24 protein-coding genes and 2 tRNA genes are annotated in these 18,145 nt (G+C 63.8%); 14 read left to right on the top strand and 12 right to left on the bottom strand.

Features of this window, described 5'->3' with window-relative positions; all coding sequences use genetic code 11:
* Positions 1 to 295: 295 nt before the first annotated feature.
* The 3 genes from XH91_RS13925 (at position 296) to XH91_RS13915 (ending at position 2,081) form a co-directional block, all read left to right on the top strand.
* A complete protein-coding gene (locus XH91_RS13925) occupies positions 296 to 832 on the top strand; it encodes a phage tail protein (protein WP_128951122.1) in 537 nt (178 codons plus the stop codon).
* A 113-nt stretch (positions 833 to 945) separates the two neighbouring features.
* Positions 946 to 1,491, top strand: coding sequence for a phage tail protein (locus XH91_RS13920; protein WP_128951121.1), 546 nt, complete (start codon positions 946 to 948; stop codon positions 1,489 to 1,491).
* Between the two features lie 41 nt (positions 1,492 to 1,532).
* On the top strand, positions 1,533 to 2,081 hold the full coding sequence (locus tag XH91_RS13915) for a phage tail protein (RefSeq protein WP_128951120.1): 549 nt from the start codon (positions 1,533 to 1,535) through the stop codon (positions 2,079 to 2,081).
* A 68-nt stretch (positions 2,082 to 2,149) separates the two neighbouring features.
* Here the strand turns inward: XH91_RS13915 and XH91_RS13910 are convergent, their stop codons facing one another.
* Positions 2,150 to 2,443 carry a DUF6916 family protein gene (locus XH91_RS13910; protein ID WP_128961547.1) on the bottom strand — a complete coding sequence of 98 codons (294 nt, stop codon included), beginning with the start codon at positions 2,441 to 2,443 and terminating at the stop codon, positions 2,150 to 2,152.
* A gap of 112 nt (positions 2,444 to 2,555) precedes the next feature.
* Here XH91_RS13910 and XH91_RS13905 point away from each other — a divergent pair, with 112 nt between their 5' ends.
* Genes XH91_RS13905 through XH91_RS13895 form a run of 3 tightly spaced genes read left to right on the top strand, consistent with a single transcriptional unit; the run spans position 2,556 to position 4,954 of the window.
* On the top strand, positions 2,556 to 3,215 hold the full coding sequence (locus XH91_RS13905) for an aspartyl/asparaginyl beta-hydroxylase domain-containing protein (RefSeq protein WP_245477326.1): 660 nt from the start codon (positions 2,556 to 2,558) through the stop codon (positions 3,213 to 3,215).
* An 18-nt stretch (positions 3,216 to 3,233) separates the two neighbouring features.
* A complete protein-coding gene (locus tag XH91_RS13900; RefSeq protein WP_128951118.1) occupies positions 3,234 to 4,427 on the top strand; it encodes a sulfotransferase in 1,194 nt (397 codons plus the stop codon).
* A complete protein-coding gene (locus XH91_RS13895) occupies positions 4,424 to 4,954 on the top strand; it encodes a GNAT family N-acetyltransferase (RefSeq protein ID WP_128951117.1) in 531 nt (176 codons plus the stop codon). Before XH91_RS13900 ends, XH91_RS13895 begins: the two co-directional genes overlap by 4 nt.
* Positions 4,955 to 5,081: 127 nt before the next feature.
* Here XH91_RS13895 and XH91_RS13890 read toward each other — a convergent pair.
* Positions 5,082 to 5,167: transfer RNA gene (locus XH91_RS13890), tRNA-Tyr, on the bottom strand.
* A 207-nt stretch (positions 5,168 to 5,374) separates the two neighbouring features.
* Here XH91_RS13890 and rlmB point away from each other — a divergent pair.
* The gene (rlmB, locus tag XH91_RS13885) at positions 5,375 to 6,205 is read left to right on the top strand and encodes a 23S rRNA (guanosine(2251)-2'-O)-methyltransferase RlmB (protein ID WP_164933690.1); all 831 of its coding nucleotides are present in this window, start codon (positions 5,375 to 5,377) and stop codon (positions 6,203 to 6,205) included.
* Between the two features lie 122 nt (positions 6,206 to 6,327).
* Here rlmB and XH91_RS13880 read toward each other — a convergent pair whose 3' ends face one another.
* Together XH91_RS13880 and XH91_RS13875 are read right to left on the bottom strand one after the other, a co-directional pair.
* Complete coding sequence (locus XH91_RS13880; RefSeq protein ID WP_128951115.1) at positions 6,328 to 6,822, bottom strand: hypothetical protein; 495 nt, start codon at positions 6,820 to 6,822, stop codon at positions 6,328 to 6,330.
* 44 nt (positions 6,823 to 6,866) lie between these two features.
* Complete coding sequence (locus XH91_RS13875) at positions 6,867 to 7,352, bottom strand: hypothetical protein (protein WP_128951114.1); 486 nt, start codon at positions 7,350 to 7,352, stop codon at positions 6,867 to 6,869.
* Between the two features lie 302 nt (positions 7,353 to 7,654).
* Here XH91_RS13875 and XH91_RS13870 point away from each other — a divergent pair, with 302 nt between their 5' ends.
* Both XH91_RS13870 and XH91_RS13865 read left to right on the top strand, forming a co-directional pair.
* Positions 7,655 to 8,107: a hypothetical protein gene (locus XH91_RS13870; RefSeq protein ID WP_128951113.1), complete on the top strand. Its 453-nt coding sequence runs from the start codon at positions 7,655 to 7,657 to the stop codon at positions 8,105 to 8,107.
* A 168-nt stretch (positions 8,108 to 8,275) separates the two neighbouring features.
* Positions 8,276 to 8,350, top strand: a tRNA-Thr gene (locus tag XH91_RS13865).
* A gap of 17 nt (positions 8,351 to 8,367) precedes the next feature.
* Here the strand turns inward: XH91_RS13865 and XH91_RS13860 are convergent.
* Together XH91_RS13860 and XH91_RS13855 are read right to left on the bottom strand one after the other, a co-directional pair.
* Complete coding sequence (locus XH91_RS13860) at positions 8,368 to 8,787, bottom strand: GFA family protein (RefSeq protein ID WP_164938292.1); 420 nt, start codon at positions 8,785 to 8,787, stop codon at positions 8,368 to 8,370.
* A gap of 67 nt (positions 8,788 to 8,854) precedes the next feature.
* Positions 8,855 to 9,559: a class I SAM-dependent methyltransferase gene (locus XH91_RS13855; RefSeq protein ID WP_128951111.1), complete on the bottom strand. Its 705-nt coding sequence runs from the start codon at positions 9,557 to 9,559 to the stop codon at positions 8,855 to 8,857.
* Between the two features lie 410 nt (positions 9,560 to 9,969).
* On the opposite strand from XH91_RS13855, the gene XH91_RS13850 reads away from it, so the two are divergent.
* Positions 9,970 to 10,161 (top strand): hypothetical protein, encoded by a 192-nt coding sequence (locus tag XH91_RS13850; RefSeq protein ID WP_164938291.1) that lies wholly within the window; start codon positions 9,970 to 9,972, stop codon positions 10,159 to 10,161.
* On the opposite strand, the gene XH91_RS38820 is transcribed toward XH91_RS13850, so the two are convergent.
* Complete coding sequence (locus XH91_RS38820; RefSeq protein WP_164935601.1) at positions 10,158 to 10,325, bottom strand: hypothetical protein; 168 nt, start codon at positions 10,323 to 10,325, stop codon at positions 10,158 to 10,160. The two genes, XH91_RS13850 and XH91_RS38820, sit on opposite strands and share 4 nt — an antisense overlap.
* 106 nt (positions 10,326 to 10,431) lie before the next feature.
* Here XH91_RS38820 and XH91_RS13845 point away from each other — a divergent pair, with 106 nt between their 5' ends.
* Both XH91_RS13845 and XH91_RS13840 read left to right on the top strand, forming a co-directional pair.
* Positions 10,432 to 10,833 carry a hypothetical protein gene (locus XH91_RS13845; RefSeq protein WP_128951109.1) on the top strand — a complete coding sequence of 134 codons (402 nt, stop codon included), beginning with the start codon at positions 10,432 to 10,434 and terminating at the stop codon, positions 10,831 to 10,833.
* 310 nt (positions 10,834 to 11,143) lie between these two features.
* A complete protein-coding gene (locus XH91_RS13840) occupies positions 11,144 to 11,398 on the top strand; it encodes a hypothetical protein (protein WP_128951108.1) in 255 nt (84 codons plus the stop codon).
* Between the two features lie 60 nt (positions 11,399 to 11,458).
* Here the strand turns inward: XH91_RS13840 and XH91_RS39985 are convergent, their stop codons facing one another.
* From XH91_RS39985 to XH91_RS13820, 4 genes are all read right to left on the bottom strand, one after another.
* A complete protein-coding gene (locus XH91_RS39985) occupies positions 11,459 to 11,701 on the bottom strand; it encodes a DUF6719 family protein (protein ID WP_128951107.1) in 243 nt (80 codons plus the stop codon).
* A 252-nt stretch (positions 11,702 to 11,953) separates the two neighbouring features.
* A complete protein-coding gene (locus XH91_RS13830) occupies positions 11,954 to 12,661 on the bottom strand; it encodes an outer membrane protein (protein WP_164934291.1) in 708 nt (235 codons plus the stop codon).
* 287 nt (positions 12,662 to 12,948) lie between these two features.
* Complete coding sequence (locus tag XH91_RS13825) at positions 12,949 to 13,383, bottom strand: hypothetical protein (protein WP_245470814.1); 435 nt, start codon at positions 13,381 to 13,383, stop codon at positions 12,949 to 12,951.
* Between the two features lie 329 nt (positions 13,384 to 13,712).
* Entirely contained in the window at positions 13,713 to 14,087 is a 375-nt protein-coding gene (locus XH91_RS13820; protein WP_128951105.1) for a His-rich protein BRANT, read from the bottom strand.
* 252 nt (positions 14,088 to 14,339) lie between these two features.
* Between XH91_RS13820 and XH91_RS13815 the strand changes: the two genes are divergently transcribed.
* Both XH91_RS13815 and XH91_RS13810 read left to right on the top strand, forming a co-directional pair.
* Complete coding sequence (locus XH91_RS13815; RefSeq protein ID WP_128951104.1) at positions 14,340 to 14,882, top strand: tetratricopeptide repeat protein; 543 nt, start codon at positions 14,340 to 14,342, stop codon at positions 14,880 to 14,882.
* A 111-nt stretch (positions 14,883 to 14,993) separates the two neighbouring features.
* A complete protein-coding gene (locus XH91_RS13810) occupies positions 14,994 to 16,382 on the top strand; it encodes a serine hydrolase domain-containing protein (protein ID WP_128951103.1) in 1,389 nt (462 codons plus the stop codon).
* Here the strand turns inward: XH91_RS13810 and XH91_RS13805 are convergent.
* A complete protein-coding gene (locus XH91_RS13805; protein ID WP_128951102.1) occupies positions 16,369 to 17,925 on the bottom strand; it encodes a S10 family peptidase in 1,557 nt (518 codons plus the stop codon). The genes XH91_RS13810 and XH91_RS13805 overlap by 14 nt on opposite strands.
* Positions 17,926 to 18,145 lie beyond the last annotated feature (220 nt).

Raw genomic sequence — 18,145 nt, 5'->3', positions numbered from 1 at the left:
CGCTGCAATTTTCGGTTGCGTCTGTGGTTAAGATGGCAGCTCGCCTTCCCCGGCTTGGTGAAGCGGCTCACACATGCACAAATATTTTCCGCCGCTGCTGCAACGCGGCGCCGGAGCGTTGTGACACCCCTTCGCTCACGGCGGGATATTCCTAGTCACTGCAATTTGAACGTTGAACCATCAACGGTTGCTATGCTATCCAGAGTGCAATTGCATCGGTTTGGCGGGGCGGTCGAGGCCAACACGTTGTCGTGGTCGTTGGCCAGCCTGTTTTTTCTGAGCGTGGGGGAAGCCAATGGAACCGTTCGTCGGCCAGATCATTCTGGTTGGCTTCAATTTCGCGCCATATGGCTGGTTCCTGTGTCAGGGCCAGCTCGTTCCGATCGCCAATTATGAGACGCTTTATGCGCTGATCGGCACGACCTATGGCGGCGACGGCCAGTCGACATTCGCATTGCCCGACCTGCGCGGCCGGGTGCCGACGCATCAGGGACAGCTCACCGGCGGCTCGACCTACACCATCGGGGAGCGCATCGGCACGGAAGAAGTCTCGCTGATATCAAATCAGGTCGGCCAGCATAAGCATCAGTTCAAGACATCCTCCCAGGCGGCGAATTCCATCACGCCCGGCAATACGATGGCGCTCGGCGTTTCCAAGTCTGGAACGCCCAACAGCGGCATTTTCGTCTATGGCACCAGTACGCCGAACACCACGCTCAATCCGAACTCGATCAGTTCGAGCGGCAACAGCCTTCCGCACGAAAACCGGCAGCCATATCTGGCTTTCAACTACATCATCGCCTGGGCCGGCATCTTTCCAGCCCGGAACTGAGATCGAGCCAAACATCGCGCGTATCGAACCAGGTCGCGGATGTCTGTCTCACCAAGTCGTTCGATTTTGGCGTCGTTCTGTTATGGCGTTGCCGGCATTGCGGGGAGCACGGGATGCAGAATCCTTTTGTAGGACAGATTACGCTCTATCCTTATAATTTTGCCCCCAAGGGTTGGGCCACGTGCTGGGGGCAGATCCTTCCGATTTCGCAGTACACCGCGCTGTTCTCGCTGATCGGGACCTATTTCGGCGGCAATGGGACGAGCAATTTTGCCCTGCCCGATCTTCGCGGCAGGGTCCCGCTGGGCATGGGCCAACTCGCTGGCGGCAGCGATTACGTGCTCGGCGAACTCAGCGGCATCGAGGGCGTCAATCTTTCGAACGGCGAAATGCCGGCGCATACCCACCTTCTCAATGCGATCAACACGCCGGGCACCGTCGCCGACCCTTCGAATGCCTTTCTTGCCGAACCCTTCGTCGGCAATCGAAGCGGCGGCAGCTCGGGAAATCCTTACAATCAGGGACCGCCCAACACCGTCCTGGCGCCGCAGACGACAATCGGACTCGCCGGCAACAACTTGCCGCACAACAACATTCAGCCCTCCTTGGTGCTGACACCCTGCATTGCGCTGGTCGGCGTGTACCCAGCTCGAAATTGACGACAGTCAAGCCGACAAAACCATCCTGAGGGTCAAGACTCATGACTGATTTCTTTATCGGCGAGATCGAAATGTTCGGCTTTAACTTCGCGCCGAAGGGCTGGGCGCAGTGCAATGGCCAGCTTCTTTCGATTCAACAGAACCAGGCGCTGTTCGCGGTGATCGGGACGGCCTTTGGCGGCAACGGAACCACGAACTTCGCACTGCCCGACCTGCGCGGTCGCCTGCCGATGGGGCAAGGCCAAGGGCCCGGGCTGAGCGCAAGGACGTTGGGGCAAGCCTTCGGGGAGGAGAACCACACGCTCCTGGCGTCTGAAACGCCGGGGCACAATCATTTCGTCAACGTGATCTCGAACCCGACCGCTGCCAACGCCTCCGCGCCGGGCCCAGCCCTGTATTTGTCCCAGACGAGCTTTAGCGGCCCGCTTGGCGCGGAAACAGATCTGTATGTGGTGGACAGCGCCCCCGGCAACGCCATGAACCCAACGGCAGTCGGCTTGACCGGCGGCCAGCCGCACAGCAACCAGATGCCGACCATCGTCCTGAACTACTGCATCTGCCTGTCCGGAATTTTTCCGAGCCGAAATTAGCGCGGACCGGTACCGACGTTCGCTCGGAGCGGCGTTGCGAATCCGCCATCTCAGCGGCAACGGCAACTTCAGTTGAACACGGCCTGATAGTCCTGGCGGTCCGGCGCTCTGGTGTGAATGGGAATGACATAGAGATCGAAGCGAGGACCATCCTCCACCTCGGCCGCGTAGAATCCCTCCGGCATGACGCCCTGTCGGGGGCCATGAAAGACCAACGTGAACGGCTTGTGCGTAAGCTCCGGCGAATGAGGCAGATCGCTCACATCGATCTGGGCCAAGCGCAATGGATGATGGTGTCCCTCGAACCGGAAAAGCTTGTGCAGATGCGGCGTGAAATCCTCGTGCTGCGGCGACGACGTCATGGTCAGTCTTTCCCCTCTCTCCGGATTGCGCGGACCACCCGGCATCCCCGCCGGCAGGCCTGGCCGATCTCCATGATCGCCGCCAAGCGGGATGCGAAGCAAGGGCTCTCACGTGGATGACGATTTGAAAACGGCGGAAAGCCGCGTCGAGGAGGATGACACGCATCAAAATGCGTATCATCCGGAAGGGCAGATGCAATGTCCCGACCGACTCCGGCTGCCCCTCTCTTTTGACGCCGACCAGCTCGCGGCGGATCTCGTTCGACTATCCGCCACGCGCTGGATCGACCATTTCGTCACGCAGAACTACGAGGGCAGTTGGAGCGTGATCCCGCTGCGGGCACCGGCCGGGGCACGCCATCCGGTCAAGATGATCTATGCCGATCCGACCGCGACTGATTTCGAGGACACGCCGATGCTGGCCGAGTGCCCGTATTTCCGCGCCGTCCTTTCGAGCCTCGCCTGTCCGCTGCAGGCGGTACGCCTCATGCGGCTCACGCCGGGCTCGGTTATCAGGGAACACACCGATCTCGATCTCAGCTTCGAGCGGGGCAGTGTACGCCTGCACATCCCTGTCATCACCAATGCCGGCGTGGAGTTCGACCTCAACCGGCGCCGGGTCATCATGGAAGCCGGCAGCTGCTGGTACCTGCGGCTGTCAGATCCGCACCGGGTCGCCAATCGCGGCGAGACCGACCGCGTCCACCTCGTGATCGACGCCGCTGTGAACGATTGGGTCGCATCGTTGTTTGCGGCGGCGATGCGAGAATAGAACAAGGATAGAAGCAGAATGCTGTCGCTCGAGCGCTTCCGCGCGATGATGGAAGCCGACCCGACGCTCCAGGAGCGTCTCAATCAACCCGACGATCCCGCTTCATTCATTGCGACCACCGTCTCAATGGCGCGAGACCATGGCATCGATCTCAATGCTTTGGAGGTCGCTGCGGCGCTCGAGAGTGGCCGGCAGATCCCGGCATCGAACCACGTCCGACTGCCCCCGCGTGGCTGGCTCCCGGTCCGGACACAATGGCACGAACGGGCGCTTTGGCTCGACTGGGCCTATGTCGGGCCCGAGCCGTTCCGGGAGCCGTTCTTCGAACAGAGTGTCGTCCGATGGTGCAGCAAGCCGTTCAACCGTCTGTTCCGGTATGCAACGCCGTTCGACGCGCTCACTGAGGCGCAGCCGCAGCATTTGCAGCTGGCGCCGAGCGGCTTCATCTTCCACATGTCCCGTTGCGGTTCGACGCTGGTGTCGCAGATGCTGGCGGCGAGCCCGCGCCACGTCGTCATCTCGGAAGCGGAGCCGATCGATGCGGTCGTGCAGGCGCGGCGCCCATCCCCCGATCTGACCGAAGACCAACAGGTTGCAATGCTGCGCACGATGGTCGGCGCGCTCGGCCAGGCGCGATCCAGTGAACAGCAGCATCTCTTCGTCAAGCTCGACAGCTGGCACACGCTCGCGCTGCCGCTGTTTCGTCGCGCCTTCCCCGATACGCCGTGGATTTTCCTGTATCGCGAGCCGGTCGAAATTCTGGTTTCGCATTCCAGGAGGCGCGGCATGCACATGGTGCCGGGATTGCTCGGCGATGTCTTCGGGGAGCCGCCAGAGGCAGCGCCAAATCTCGACGCTTATTGCGGGCATGTTCTCGGCCGGATTGGCGAGAGCGCTCTGCAGAACCATGCTCACGGCGCGAGCCTCTTGGTGAATTACACGGGTCTGCCGGAGGCCATCTGGACCGATGTGCTGCCGCATTTTGGCATCCACTGCAGCGCCGCCGACCGCGCCGCGATGGCCCATGTCGGCCAATACGACGCCAAGACCCCTGACCGGCCGTTCGCCGGCGATAGCATCGCCAAGCGCGAGGCGGCGACGCCGGCGATCGTGCGTGCGGCCAGCCGGCTCAGCGCCCTCCACGCCAGGCTCGAGGCGCTCCGCGCCACCATGCGTGACGATCGCGGGATCGTTGAGCCCGCACGACCATGAATGATCCGTCGCATGCCGTCATCGCGATCGCCTCACCGGCAGGCGATTTGCGCCTGCGTCCGGAGCAGGATGCGGATAACGACTTTCGTTTCGCACTGTTCTGCCAATCGCGTGCTGCGGAATTGGCGTTAATGCCGATCGAGCCTGTCGCGCATGAGCAATTGATGCGCATCCAGTACCGCGGTCAGACGATGACCTATCGCACCAACTTCCCCGGCGCGCGCTTCGACATCATCGAACGCGAGGGATCCGCGATCGGACGGCTGATCACCGATCGTGCCGGCCATCATATCGCGATCGTCGATTGGGCAATCATGCCGGAGATGCGCGGCCGCGGCATCGGCACGGCGATCATGCAGTCCCTCATGGAGGAAGCGCGGCAGACAAACCGCGAGATCCGCCTCAAGGTGGCGTCCAACAACGCCGCGGCACTGCGGCTCTATCTGCGTCTTGGATTTGCGGAGGTGGCGGAGATGCCGCTCTATACGGAGCTCGCGTGGAACGCGGACGGATCCCGCGACAGATGATGGGGAGTTGTACTTGGATACAGTCCGCCTACGCCCTTTGGGCTACGGCGCGACAGCCTTCGCTCGCTTCGCGTATTGATAACTTTGGCTGGCTTGCCCAGCCGTAGCTCGCGAAGCGAGCGAAGGCTGGTGGGGGAGGCAGGACTCGAACCTGCGAAGCCATGAGGCGGCTGATTTACAGTCAGCTCCCTTTGCCACTCGGGACACTCCCCCGCTCGACGGCAGCACAATCGGGCCGGACCTTGCCGGCGGACCGAAGACGGCCATGGAACGTGAAGGCCGCGACAGCCCGGATGGGGGCGCGACCGGGCGCGTTTATGGGCGAAGCTGTGGGGCAAAGTCAACCGAGGCGAACAGCTAAAATCGCCCCTGAAGCCACCCAAATTGCCATATTCGGGGACCCGTGACACAAGCGAGCCCATGAAGGATCGAAAATTCGTCCCCAAGGGCCCCCGCGGGGGGTCTAAGCCATTCAACAGGCCCGGAAAATCGGCTGGCCGGCCGGCCTGGCGCGAGCGCGATTCGCATGGTGACGGGCCCGTCATCCTCTATGGCTGGCACACCGTCACCATGGCGCTCGCCAACCCGCAGCGGCGGATCCGCAAGCTGACGCTGACCGAGAACGCCGCACGGCGCCTGGCGGATGAAAACATCCAAACCCCTGTTGCGCCCGAGATCGTACGTCCCCAGGAGATCGACCGCCTGCTCTCGCCCGACGCCGTTCATCAGGGGCTGCTCGCCGAGGCCGATCCCCTGCCCTCGCCCGACATCGAGACCTTGAAGCAGGAAGGCATGGTGCTGGTGCTCGACCAGATCACCGATCCGCACAATGTCGGCGCGATCCTGCGCTCGGCCGCGGCGTTCGCGGTCAAGGCGATCGTGACCACTGCGCGCCACAGTCCCGAAGCGACGGGCGTGCTCGCCAAGGCCGCCTCCGGCGCGCTGGAGCTGGTACCCATGGTATCAGTGCAGAACCTCGCGCGTGCGCTGACCGCCCTGAACGAGCGCGGCTTCCAGACCGTCGGCCTCGACAGCGAAGGCAGCGAGGATCTCTCCGAGGTGACGTTGCGCGAGCCGCTCGCTTTGGTGCTCGGCGCCGAGGGCAAGGGCCTCAGGCAATTGACGCGCGAGACCTGCAGCGTCGTGGCGCGACTCGACATGCCCGGCGAGATCAAGAGCCTCAACGTCTCGAACGCGGCCGTGCTCTCGCTTTATGTCGGTGCTGTCAGGCTGGGCCTGATGAAGAGATAGCGTTTTCGAGCCAAGTGGATCCCGGTTCGCGTCAAGAAAACGCGTCAAAATAACAAGCTGAACGACGAAACGCTCGCCCGCATGACGCGGACGAGCGCTTCATCACCTCGACAGATCAGAGATCAGTAATAGCGGCGCAGCACGCGATGGCCGCCATAGTACGGCGCGTAGCGGTGCGCGTAGCCATAGCGCGGACCGTAGCCGTAATGCGGACGCGGCAGATAGCCGTAGCGCGGGCCGTAGCCGTAGCGATACGGACGGTAGTACGGACGGTGATGATAGGCGTACGGTGCAACGGCAGCGGCGCGATAGCCATAGCCGTAATTGGCGGGGGCGACGACCGCGTCTTCCTGGTAGGTCGGATACGGCGCGAAGGCGCCCGGACCGGTGTAGGTCGGGCCCTGGTTGACGTAGTAGTACTGCGAGGTCGGCTCGGCGAGGCGCTCATAGCCGTAACCGTAAGCAGCGCCGTAGCCATAGCCGCCGCAGCCGGTGTTGCAGCCGGAATAGACCGGCGCAACCGGCTGGCACGGGTTAAAGCCGCAGGCCATGGCGGGCGCAGCGCCCACAAACATCACGGCAGCCGCCGCGACCAGTCCCGAAATCATCTGACGCATTACTCTCTCCTGTTGATTTCCGTCTTGTTGGATTCTGACGTTTCTTAACCCGGCGGCCTGCCGGGCATTCCTGTGCGCGGCCGTGGCCGTGGTGGCCGCGGCTGGTCGTTGATCTCGGGCGCCAGGATCACCGGCGGCGGGTTGACCGGCACATCCATTTGCGGCGGCAGCGGCGCGGACGATGCGCCCCAGCTTTGGTGGTAGGTCTCCGCCGGCTTCGGCAATTTGCGGTTCACGGGCGGCTCGACCTCGAGGCGGCCGTAGCCGGGCTGCAAGCCCATGCTCGGATAATAATGGCCGACATTGTCGGGCTGCCGATCCGGGACGTACACCCCGCCATAGATCGTGGGCTGCACCTGGACGTTCTTGCCGAGGCCCCAGACACCTTCGACCACGGCGTAGGACGCATCGATATTGTCGATGATGATGGGCACGCCGGGACGGCCGGGCACGACGATATCGAAGCCGCCGCCGGCAAAGGCCGTCGCGGGCAGTCCGATCAGAAACATTGCGAGCGCGGATGCGCGCATGGAAGAGTCCCGGTGATCCGGACCGCAAACTATCCGATCGCAACGTAGAGAGGGTTAAGGACAGCTGACCAAATTCAGGTAAGCCTAACGCGTAAGGATCTCGCGCTGCTCAAATGCGGCGAGGCGCACTAGCGAAGTGTTAACGCGAAACGGCATCGCGGCACCGGTGGCCTGCAGTTGCGCGGCATGGATTGCACATCCTGGGCGCGCTCACGTCGATGTGACAGAAGCTGCGAAAAAGGCGCGGAACGACGACCGAAGGTCGCACTTAGCACTGATCTCAACAATGTGGAGGAAGTGCCATGACGAGCCTGAAGCTAGTAGGCTTGGCCGCGATCGTCGCGTCTGCGCTGGCAACGCCAGCCCTGGCGCAAACTACGGCTGACAATGCGGCCCGCTGCGCAGGTCTCTTCCAGGATCCCAGCTGCCAGACTGTCGGTCCCGGCTATTCCGCCAACGACCGCGCCTATCGCCGCCGGCACATGGCGCGTCGGCAGATGAATCCGGATGAGGGAACACAATCGGGGTTCTGGCCGCTCGACACCGCGGGCGCGGTGGCCGGCGCGGCCGTCGGCACCGCAGCAGCGGTCGCCACTGCCCCGCTCCAGGGCTGGGACAATTCCTACGCGAGCTATGATCGCGGGGGACCCGGCTGGTACGGCGACTGGAACGCCTATGCCGCCCGCAATGGCATCGTGTGCAGACCCGGCACCTGGTTCAAGGGCGAAGACGGCCGGCAGCATCTCTGCCAGTAGGGCCTGATGTCAGGCGAAACGCTTCAGGCGGCCCCCGGGGGGCCGCCTGTTTCGCGCCGGGTAAAACGCCGCCGCGGGTTCTGGCACTTGTCAAACAAGTCTGGTATTGCGACGCGCGGACGGGCGGCCCGGCAGAGGCCGGCCCCTGCCCGCTTCCTCAAGCGCGTCGCCGGCTTAGCTCAGCGGTAGAGCAGCGGTTTTGTAAACCGAAGGTCGGGGGTTCAATCCCCTCAGCCGGCACCAGCGCCGATGCGCATCCCTCAGCTTGAAGTCTTCGGTATGCTGCCGTGTTGCAGGTGCTCGACGTCCTTGCCCGTGATGTCGACCCATGCATGCTTTGACCGCTCGAACACCGATTTTGATGGCGCCGGGAAATTCGGGTCGGCGATGGCGCCCACGGCGACGCCGATCATCGCCGGAAACTTGTCGGGCCTCCAAAAAACCGTCGAGCCGCACTCGGGGCAAAAATAGCAGCGGACCTTGCCGCCGCTCTCGCCGGCGCGAGCATACTCCTTCGGCGCTCCCGAGATCTTGACGGCTTCGACCGGGTAGAAGGCGCCGACACCGAACGGCGCGCCGGTCCGCCGCTGGCATTCGAGACAGTGACAGGCCGCGACCAATTTGGTCGGTCCCGGAAGCGACAGCGCAAGCGCGCCACAACTGCATCTGGCGTCGATCATTGACTCCCCTCCTTCGTCGATTGTTTTGATATGTGTGTCAGGTCGCGGCGACGATGGCCGGACCGTCTCAGGCGTGCTCAGCACCCTTCGGCAACTCATCCAGCCGCCAGAGTCCGAGGCTCTTGTCGCGCCAGCCGCCACCACCCTCGTCGCAGCGCTCGTTGATCAATTCGCGCGGGGGCGGCCAGCCGAACGGCGGCTTCGTCATGTTGAGCGCGCGCCAATCGCCGTCCTCGCAATCGCCGTTATCCTCCCACTCCGGAAACGTCGTGACCAGCAGGAATTGCGCGCTGCTGGCACGAAAGCGGGCAAGGGCGCATGCGATGTTCCGGAAGCTCAGATGCACGAGACAGTCGCGGCACAAGATCAGATCACAGCGCGGCAGGTGATCGCGCGTGATGTCGGCGACGAGAAAGCGGCCCCGCAATTCGCCTCGCGCCACGCGCGCGCTGTTGGCCGCGATCAGCGACGGCACGATATCGATGCCGGTATAGTCGACGTCGAGGCGCATGCCACCGATCCAGCCGGCATCGCCGCAGGGCGCGTCGAGAAGTGAACGCGCGCCCAGACGAAGCAACAGGCCGGGCAGTGCTTCGCGGATCGCGGCGGTGGCAACATCCTCCGACCCGAGGCCCGAAACCGACGTCGCCGCTCCCCAAAGGTTGGTCCGCTCGATCCTCTCAAAGCGCGCGGCGAGATCGAGGCCTGCAAGATTTTCGCGGTCGGCAACGAACCGCTCATGGGCAAGCACGGCGGGGCGATGGGAGATCATCGAATGGGACTCGCGTCAAGATTCCGTCGCAAGCATACTATACGCGCGAGGCATCGATCCGAAACCTGACCACCAGAGATTGGACTGGAGTGCAGCTTGAGATAACATGCGTATCGCAGGTCCTCTCATACCAATCACGAAAGCGCTAAAACCATCGCAGGAGCCGTCGCGGCCGTCGTTGCGACGCCCTTCCTGTTCGTGATCGCGATGGCATTCTTGCTGCAATAGGATCTGCGAGGAGCCGGCGGCACGAGGCCGCAGGACCGTGGACATCGCGCGGGATCAGGCCGCGCGCACTTCGTGCAAGCTTTCCTCACATGTCAGGCAGCCCTGCCCCCCTAGCGCGCTCGGAACCAATCCCGGGGCTTGCTTGTTTTCGACCCATGCGGATCAGAGAAGACAATCGAAACATGGTCCTGCTGGCGACGGTCACGCTGTGCTGTGGTGTCGTGGCAGGCGCGCTTGCGGTCCTCGAGCCTGTGCTGGGGCGGGCTCCGGAAAAGCAGGTTGCAGACGGCAGGCCGATCGAGAGCGCAAGCCCGACGCCCGTCCGGGTGGTCGGCGCCCCCTTCGTGCCGAATGTCAATCCGAGCCAGCGCTAGCGATCGGGGGATACCTCGCGGGCGTCCTCTGGTTGGGTATGGGCGCGCACCAGATCCTCGACGAACGCAATCACCTGCGCCCGCTTCTCGGGCGGCAGCAACAGGAAGGCGCGCACAAGCCGCAGGCCCTGCACCTCGTCCGACGGGTCGGCCCTGGAATCCATCCGCCCAATGTCAGGCGACCGGGAAAAATATGCAATCCCCTGACGCGCAACCTTCTTGATTCGGCCTCCCGGCTTTGGTGGAATGGCTTTAACAGGGTGGTGGATCATGAAGTGGATCAGGGAGCGCGACGCTCTGATCGCGCAGACGCTGGCCTTCGTGCAATCGGTTGCCGGCAAGAAGGACGATTTCCCTCAGCTGGATACCGCGGCAGCTCCTCCGGTCCTGGCCGCGGAGGTCGTCGCCGTCCGGGCCGTGACCGTGACGCTCGAACCGGCGCAGGCCGATCCGCCGCCGCAGGTCGCCACGGCGCCCCAGCCCTTGCCGTTGCCCGTACCCCCACCGCGAATGGGTGGCGACTTCCGCAGCGAGATGCAGGCCCGCATCGCCAATTTCAGGAAGCATCAGGAGCGGTTCGAGCGCGAGCGTGAGGAATATTGTGCTGCCACAATGACGAAGCTACGCGCGGCCATCCGCGATGCTGGCGCGCCGCCCACGGCTCGCAAATAGGGCCGGGCCACCCGCCTACAACCAGGACCAAACCAGCCAGAGATTGGCTGCGCATGCGCCGATCAGTGCCAGCGTCAGCGGCAGCAGCATATGCCCACAGCAGGTTTTTAGGTCGGTCGTCATGGCCGGAAACATCCGCTGATTCCGCCAAACGAGTCCCACGGTTTCTTTTTCTGGCGATTCAGGACTCGTTAAGGACTCAAGCCCCGGCGATCCCCTCCCCGTAACCAGGCACCTATCACGGCCCCGTGATCAATCCGGAACCGCTCGGCCCATGACGCCGTTAACGCGCTTTACGGGAGCGGGAAGCATGCCCTACGCCCTGTTCTGCAACGACAGCCAGATCAGCAAGGCCTATCCCGACGAGGCTGACGTCTGGAAGTTCGCGCAACGGAGCGGGCTGGTCGTAGACGTCGGGTCCGACGACGAGCGGCACGGTCCGCGCCGGGTGCTCGACAATGACTACGAGATCAAGTCCTGCCGGGCCGCCCAGGGCGAGGACCCCGCCAAGAACAAGGCGGACGCCGAACGGGAATCCAGGATTGAGCTTCAGCTCAACTCGTGAGGTCCGGCCACGAAATTTCGGGGCAAAGCGCTTGAGCGAAAGGCGGTGGCGAGGCGCGCGTCAGGGTGTCGCGATCGCGAGCGAAGCCTGCTCACCGGCAACCGACACGCAGGCCTTGCGGCGATGCAGCCCGCGGATCGCTCCGGTAACCTTCAGCACCTTGCCGGATGGACAGGACGCGTCCTTGACGAAGGCGACCTCGTAAGGTGCCAACATCAGAGGCTCGGATTTGAGGATTGTTTGGGCAGAGCACGGGACCGCGGCAAAGCACGCGACTGTCACCACTGACGTCAAGATACGCATTTTCGTCATCCCACCAGCCCGGCAATCCCCTAATACGCGTACCGGAGCGCGAGTTCCGTAAATCGCAAAAATTATTTTTGCTTTACCCGATGCCCGTGACATCAGTGAGAAAGCGCGCGCCTGACCGTTTGCTTGCAAATGACGCGCCAGATGGTTCACGCAATGGAAACGAGGCAAGCAAACCGGATCGCAAAACGAAAGGCCGGCAGGTAGCCGGCCTTTCTGGGATCGTGATCGTGCTCGCTGGGCGGCTCAGTAGCGCGAGGCCGCTGGACCACCCCAGCCGAAGCGATAGTTTACACCGACCTTGACGGTATGTTCGTCGTCCCGGCCGCGGACGCCGACCACGTCTGCCGGGCCGGAGGTGATCGTGGTGCTGCCGAAATTGTAGTACTGGTACTCGGCCTTGGCCGACCAGTTCGGTGCGAACATGTATTCGAGGCCGCCGCCGACCGTGTAGCCGTCCTTGCTGTTGCCGCTGGCCGTAAAGGGTTGAGGCACGCCGGCGACGTTGACGCCGAGGCCGCCATTGCGCCAGGCATAACCGCCCTTGGCGTAAAGCAGCGCCGGGCCCCAGGTGTAGCCGAGGCGGCCGGTGACCGACCCGATCTGGTCCGTGTTCGACGTCACCTGGGTCCCGAGCGGGAACGTGACGCCGTTATTGTTGGTCGGCAGCCAGGAATACTGGGCCTCGATACCCAACACCCAATTCGGCGCGAACTGGTAGTCGAAGCCACCCTGCACGCCACCCATGAAGCGGGCGTCGCTGGACTGGAAGGTGGTGTCGCCAGCGAATGCGCCGCCGACATGGCCGCCGATGTAGAAACCGGTCCAGTTGTAGATCACCTGCGGCGGCGTGTAGGCCGGTGCCTTGGTGTAGGTGCGCGGCTGCATGTCGGCCGCGGCCGCCGGTGCGGCCAGGGCGAGCAGAGCTGCTGCACCAAGCAAAATCGTCTTCATGGTCATCCCCGTTCTTTCATTTACGACACTCAGGAAACAACGTGGCGTGAATTGGGTTGCTTCGCGGCGATGCCGGAACGTTGATCGTTCGTTACTGTGACGGAGCGGCAACATCGCGATTTTGTTCCATCACGTCCGCTTCCGCCGACAGATTTCGTCCTACGCGCATGTCCAGCCGTAACGATTTGTCGCAAGGCCAAACCGCCACGTTCAAGGCTCGCCAAAACGTGATCCAGCGGCTCCGGCAGCTCTTGTTCTAGCAGTCCGGGATGAAGGTGGCCTTTGCGCTACCGCGCCATCTTTTCCAGTTCCGGAAAGGGTGCGTAAACCGCGCCGGCACAGAGCTCGCTCGCGCGATCGACGACACGGTCGGCACGGCCATTGACGTAGACGACGGCGCGCTCGCGCATGGCCTTGTAGCTGCCGTCGGTCTCCCGCGGCGTGAAGTGCAGGCAGCTGACGTAGAACTGCCGTCCGCCGATCTCACGCAGCACCGGATCCGCCATGCTGGCGTCGCGCACTCCGACCGGATTGTTGAGATAGGCGTGAAGCAAGGCCAGCGCGTCGCTGCGGAAATTGTCGGGAAACGGCTGCGGCCCTCCGGCCTGGGCCCCTTCCATCAAGGATGGACGGTCACCATCGCTGCCGAAACAGGCCGCGAGCGCCAACGGCAAGGCCAGGATCAGTGTCAGGCTCGCCGCACGTTTCGCCAATGGCCTCACGGTCACGCTCGTCGCTCAATCGACCCGGAGTATGCCGGCTCCAACGGTGCAATGATACATCTCTAGAGATGTTTTGCCCGACGAGTCAAACGGATTCGCAAAATCCGCAGACCGGTGTCCTTCGCCCCCATCCTCCCTCGTCTACTGTGCATGGGGTTGTTTTCGCGATTCCTGATTGCGGTCTCGAGACCACGGAATCCCTTGCGCAAACGGCGCACCGGCCCGCCGTCAGCAGCTCGCGTTTGCGCGCGGCGTGACGAGCGAGCCGGGCCTGCATTCCACACGCGGCGGCAGGGCAATCCAGGGATGCCGCCGCACGGGATCAGTCGTTAGCCGCGCTTCTCGGTGGTCACCGGCTTGGCGAGGCTCGAATGCGTCTTCAGCGACTTCCTGGCCGACAGATGCTTGTGGTGATGACGGTGCGTCCGCACGGTCTTGTGCTGGTCCGGCGTGATCGCGGCGTTGGCGTTCATCGCCTTCGTCTTGGTGTCGACCTTGGCGGGCGACTTGACGTCGGCCGTCTTCGCTTCGGACTTGGCTTCGGGCTTGGCCGCGGTGGTGGAGACCTTGCTCTGGGTCTGATCCGCCTTGATCACCGGGGCGGTCGCGGTGGACTTGGTGGCATCCTTCGCGGCATCCTTGGCGAAGGCCGGGGCGGCGATGACGGAAGCTGCGAGCAAGGCTGCGGAAATGGTCTTCAACATGGTGGTCTCCTCTTGGAAGGATCTTGAGGCGGCGCCCTCTCGCCAACTCTTCGATCATGGGGAGAGCCTAGACGGCGCGCGCTGAACCCGTTCTGAAGCGCGTGGCAGGCTTCCGTTCATCTGGATGACAAGTTTGTTATCTTTCCCGGGAAGGCCGAACGGCCGGCGACGGCCGGGAATGTTTTCGGCGGCCGGGTGTTCCGGTCTTTGGGCAATCGTGTAGGATCGCCACGTTCATACGGGAGAACTTCGATGCGCAGACTCTCAACGCTTCTCGTGCCGGGACTTGTCGCCATGACCTTGGCGGCCGGACCGGCCCTGACCAGCGCCTATGCCGCCGGCAGTGACGAGCCCTCCTCGCCGCCAAAGTCGGATACGTCGACCAAGAAGGGCAAGAAGAAGAGCTCTTCCGTCACCGATCCGAAATTCCTTGCGGCCTACCGGACCGCGTACACCACGATCTACGACAAGCACGACTATACGGACGCGATCGGCCAGCTGAAGCAGCTCAAGCGTGACGACGTTGCCGACGTCGCCAATTTGATCGGCTACTCCTACCGCAAGCTCGGCGACTACCAGTCCTCGAAGGTCTATTACGAGATCGCGCTAAAGGACGATCCGAACCACGTCCGCACCTGGCAGTATTACGGCCTCTGGCAGCTCGAGCAGGGCAACCGCGAGCAGGCGCAGTACCACCTGAGCAAGATCGCCTCCCTCGCCGGCACCGACAGCTCCGAGTATCGCTCGCTGGCTGCAGCGCTCGACAAGCCGACCGGCGCGATACTCGTCTACTGAGATATCGCATCTTCTGATGACGCGAACGGGCACGACCTTTGCGGGTTGTGCCCGTTCTGCTTTCTCGGCTAGCTTTCGCGCACCCATCCCTCCTCGCAAATTGGTAGCGCAATGGACACGTGGCTGCGATCCGCGATCGACTACATCGGCTCCTGGATTGAATTCCAGCAGACGACCTTCCAGCAGCCGGGCGTCTTGCTCGCCATCGTGCATCGCGGCGAGGTCGTCGCCGAGCATGCGTTTGGGCTTGCCAATCTCGACACCGGCGAGAAGCTGACCCCGCGCCACAGATTCCGCATCGCCTCGCACTCCAAGAGCTTTACCGCGGCCGGCATCATGAAGCTGCGCGAGCAGCGCAAGCTCCGGCTCGACGATCCGGTCGGCCAGTATGTCAGCGGCCTGCATCCGAGTGTCGCCGGGACGACGATCGCGCAGGTGCTGTCGCACAGCGCGGGGCTGACGCGCGACGGCGCCGATTCCGGCCAGTTCATCGACAACCGCCCCTATCTCAACGCCAGGGAACTGCTCGCCGAGCTGAAGCTGCCGACCGCGATCGAACCGGGCACGCGTTTCAAATATTCCAACCACGGCTTTGCCCTGATGGGACTCGTCATCGAAACGGTGACGAAGGAGCCCTACTCCGACTGGATCAAGCGCGAGATCATCGAGCCTGCGGGGTTGCGCGAAACCGAGCCGAATGCGCCGCTTCCCAAAGGTGCGCTGTTTGCCCGCGGCCATACGCGAAAGCTGCCCCTCGGAGAGCGCTGCGTGATACCAGGCGACAATCCGGCCCATGCGATGGCGTCCGCCGCTGGCTTCGTTGCCACCGCCGCGGACACCGCGCGATTCTTTGCCCAGCTTGCCCCCAACGCGAAGAAGAGCGTCCTGTCGGGCGCGAGCCGGCGCGAGATGACGCGGCATCATTGGCGCGTGCCGCAGAGCTTCGAGGCTTATTACGGCCTCGGCGTCAACGCCGGCAAGACCGACGGCTGGGACTGGTTCGGCCATGGTGGCGGCTTCCAGGGCTACATCTCGCGGACCTGCTCGATTCCCGGATGCGAGCTCGCTATCAGCATCCTCAGCAACTCCATCGACGGCGCCGCACCGTTCTGGATGGACGGCGCGATGCAGATCCTGCGTGTCTTCAAGAGCCGCGGCGCGCCCGACCGACGCTTGCGCGACTGGACCGGCCGCTGGTGGACGATCTGGGGCGCGACAGACTTTGTGCCCGCCGGCAACCGCGTGCTGATCGCCAACCCGCAGTTCAACAATCCCTTCATGGATACCGGCGAGATCGAGGTCACCGGCCGCGACACCGGCAACCTCGTCTGGGCGGCCGGCTATTCCAGCCACGGTGAGCCGGTGCGCCGCGTCCGCGACAAGCGCGGCAAGGTCAGCGACATCTGGATCGCGGGCGCCAACGTCAAGCCCGCGGCGGTCGTCGCGCGCGAGATCGCGCGGCGCTATCCGCCGCGGAAGCGCCGGCCTACTCCCGAATGAGCGCCTCGACCTCGCTCCGCAGCGCCTGCCGCGAGCCGTCGCGCGAATAGAACATGTGGCCGCCGGGATAGACGACGAACTTGACGCGCGATGTCACGAAGGCCGGCAGTTGGTCGAGCGCCCGCTTCGTGCCGAAATAGGGCGTCGCGAGATCGAACAGACCGTGTGCGACGAGAACGTTCAGCTTCGCATCCGTGGCGAGGATCTGGCGCAACTCCGACAGCGATTGCGGCGGGTTGATGCCGCCACCGAAGTCCCAGTTGTGCTCGACCGAGCCGTTGAGGACCTCATAGGAGCCGTCTGGCCGCCAGTTGAGCTTTCGTGTGAGCACATCGACCGCAGCGCTCGTCAGCGGCGCCTGAAGCGCATCCCCGGAGGGGTCGCCGAAATGTGAGCTGCTCGAATCCGGATAGGGATCGAGACCACGCACCGAGCCGTCGTAGCGTCCGGTCACCACGCCGTTCTTGCGATCGAGTTCGCGGCGGAATTCGCCGACGTCGAAGCGGCCGGCGAGCCTGCGGCTTACCGTCTGGTCGATGCCGGTGAGTTCGGCGACCTTGTCGGCGAGGCGATTGGTGGCTTCCTTGTCCGCCTCGCCCTTGACGAGATCGGCCAGAAATTCCCCGCGAGCGTAGGCCTCCACGTCGGCGAGATCAGCGCGCTTGACCGGTCCCTTGGCTTCGCGCGCCACCGCCACGTAGCTCGGCAAGCTCGCGACATATTGCAGCAGGCTCGTGCCGGTGAATTCGCGGAAATCCAGGAGGGGTGACACCAGGATCAAGCCTCTGACGCCAACGCCATGCTGAATCTGCAGCTGGCGAACAACCTTCGGCCCGCGGATGCCGCCGTAGCTCTCGCCGGCGACGAATTTCGGCGAGGTCAGGCGATTGTGCTTCTCGAGCCAGCGGCGAATGACGAGCGCGATCGAGTTGACATCCCCGTCGACCGAATAGAACCGCTTGCGCGCGTCCTCACCGCTGGCGATGACGCGGCTATAGCCGGTGCCAACGGGATCGATGAAAACAAGATCGGTGAAGTCGAGCCAGGTCTCCGCGTTCGGTTTCACCTCGGGCGAGGCCGACGGCGACAGTCCCTCGCCGTCAAGCGGCAGCCGCCACGGCCCGACCGCGCCGAATTGGAGCCACGCCGAGGATGCGCCGGGTCCCCCGTTGAAGAGGAATGTCACCGGGCGCGTGGCGCGATCGGCGCCGTCGAGCTCGTAGGACGTGGTGGCGATGTCGGCGAGCGGCTCGCCTTTCTCGTTGAACACCCGGATCGCGCCGGCGGTCGCGGCGAAGTTGAGCGTTCGGCCCGGCAAGTCGAGGGTCTGGTGGGTCGTCGAGTCGTCAGGGAGGCGACGATCGGAAGCCGCCGGCGAAGCCTGCGCCCCATTCTGCGCATTTCCGCCGCGCCCGGCCTTCTGTCCGGCGGGCGCGGCCGCCTCGTTGCGTGGCTGCGGCGGATCGTCCGCCCGGGCCGGGCCCGCGAGCACGAAAGCGGTGACCGCGAGCATCAGTCCCGCACGGCGCAAGCTCATGACCATGATTGTTCTCCCCGCCCGCTCGGGCTGTCCGACCACAGATGTAGCCGCAAATTGCGACGGTTTGGGGGATCGGGCCCTGGACTGGCGATCCGGGACTGATGAACCCGGCTTTTTGCCCTCAAATGGGACGCCCGGCCGACCTCCGCGTTTGCCTTGCCAGCCGGTCATCCTCGACAATACAGGTCCAGGTCGTATAGACGACCTCGGCGGACCTTTCTCG

It is taken from the genome of Bradyrhizobium guangzhouense (assembly GCF_004114955.1).
In the GTDB taxonomy this organism is placed as follows: Bacteria; Pseudomonadota; Alphaproteobacteria; order Rhizobiales; family Xanthobacteraceae; genus Bradyrhizobium; species Bradyrhizobium guangzhouense.
Note: the sequence above shows the minus strand (reverse complement) of the source record. Positions and strands in the feature narration are given on the sequence as shown.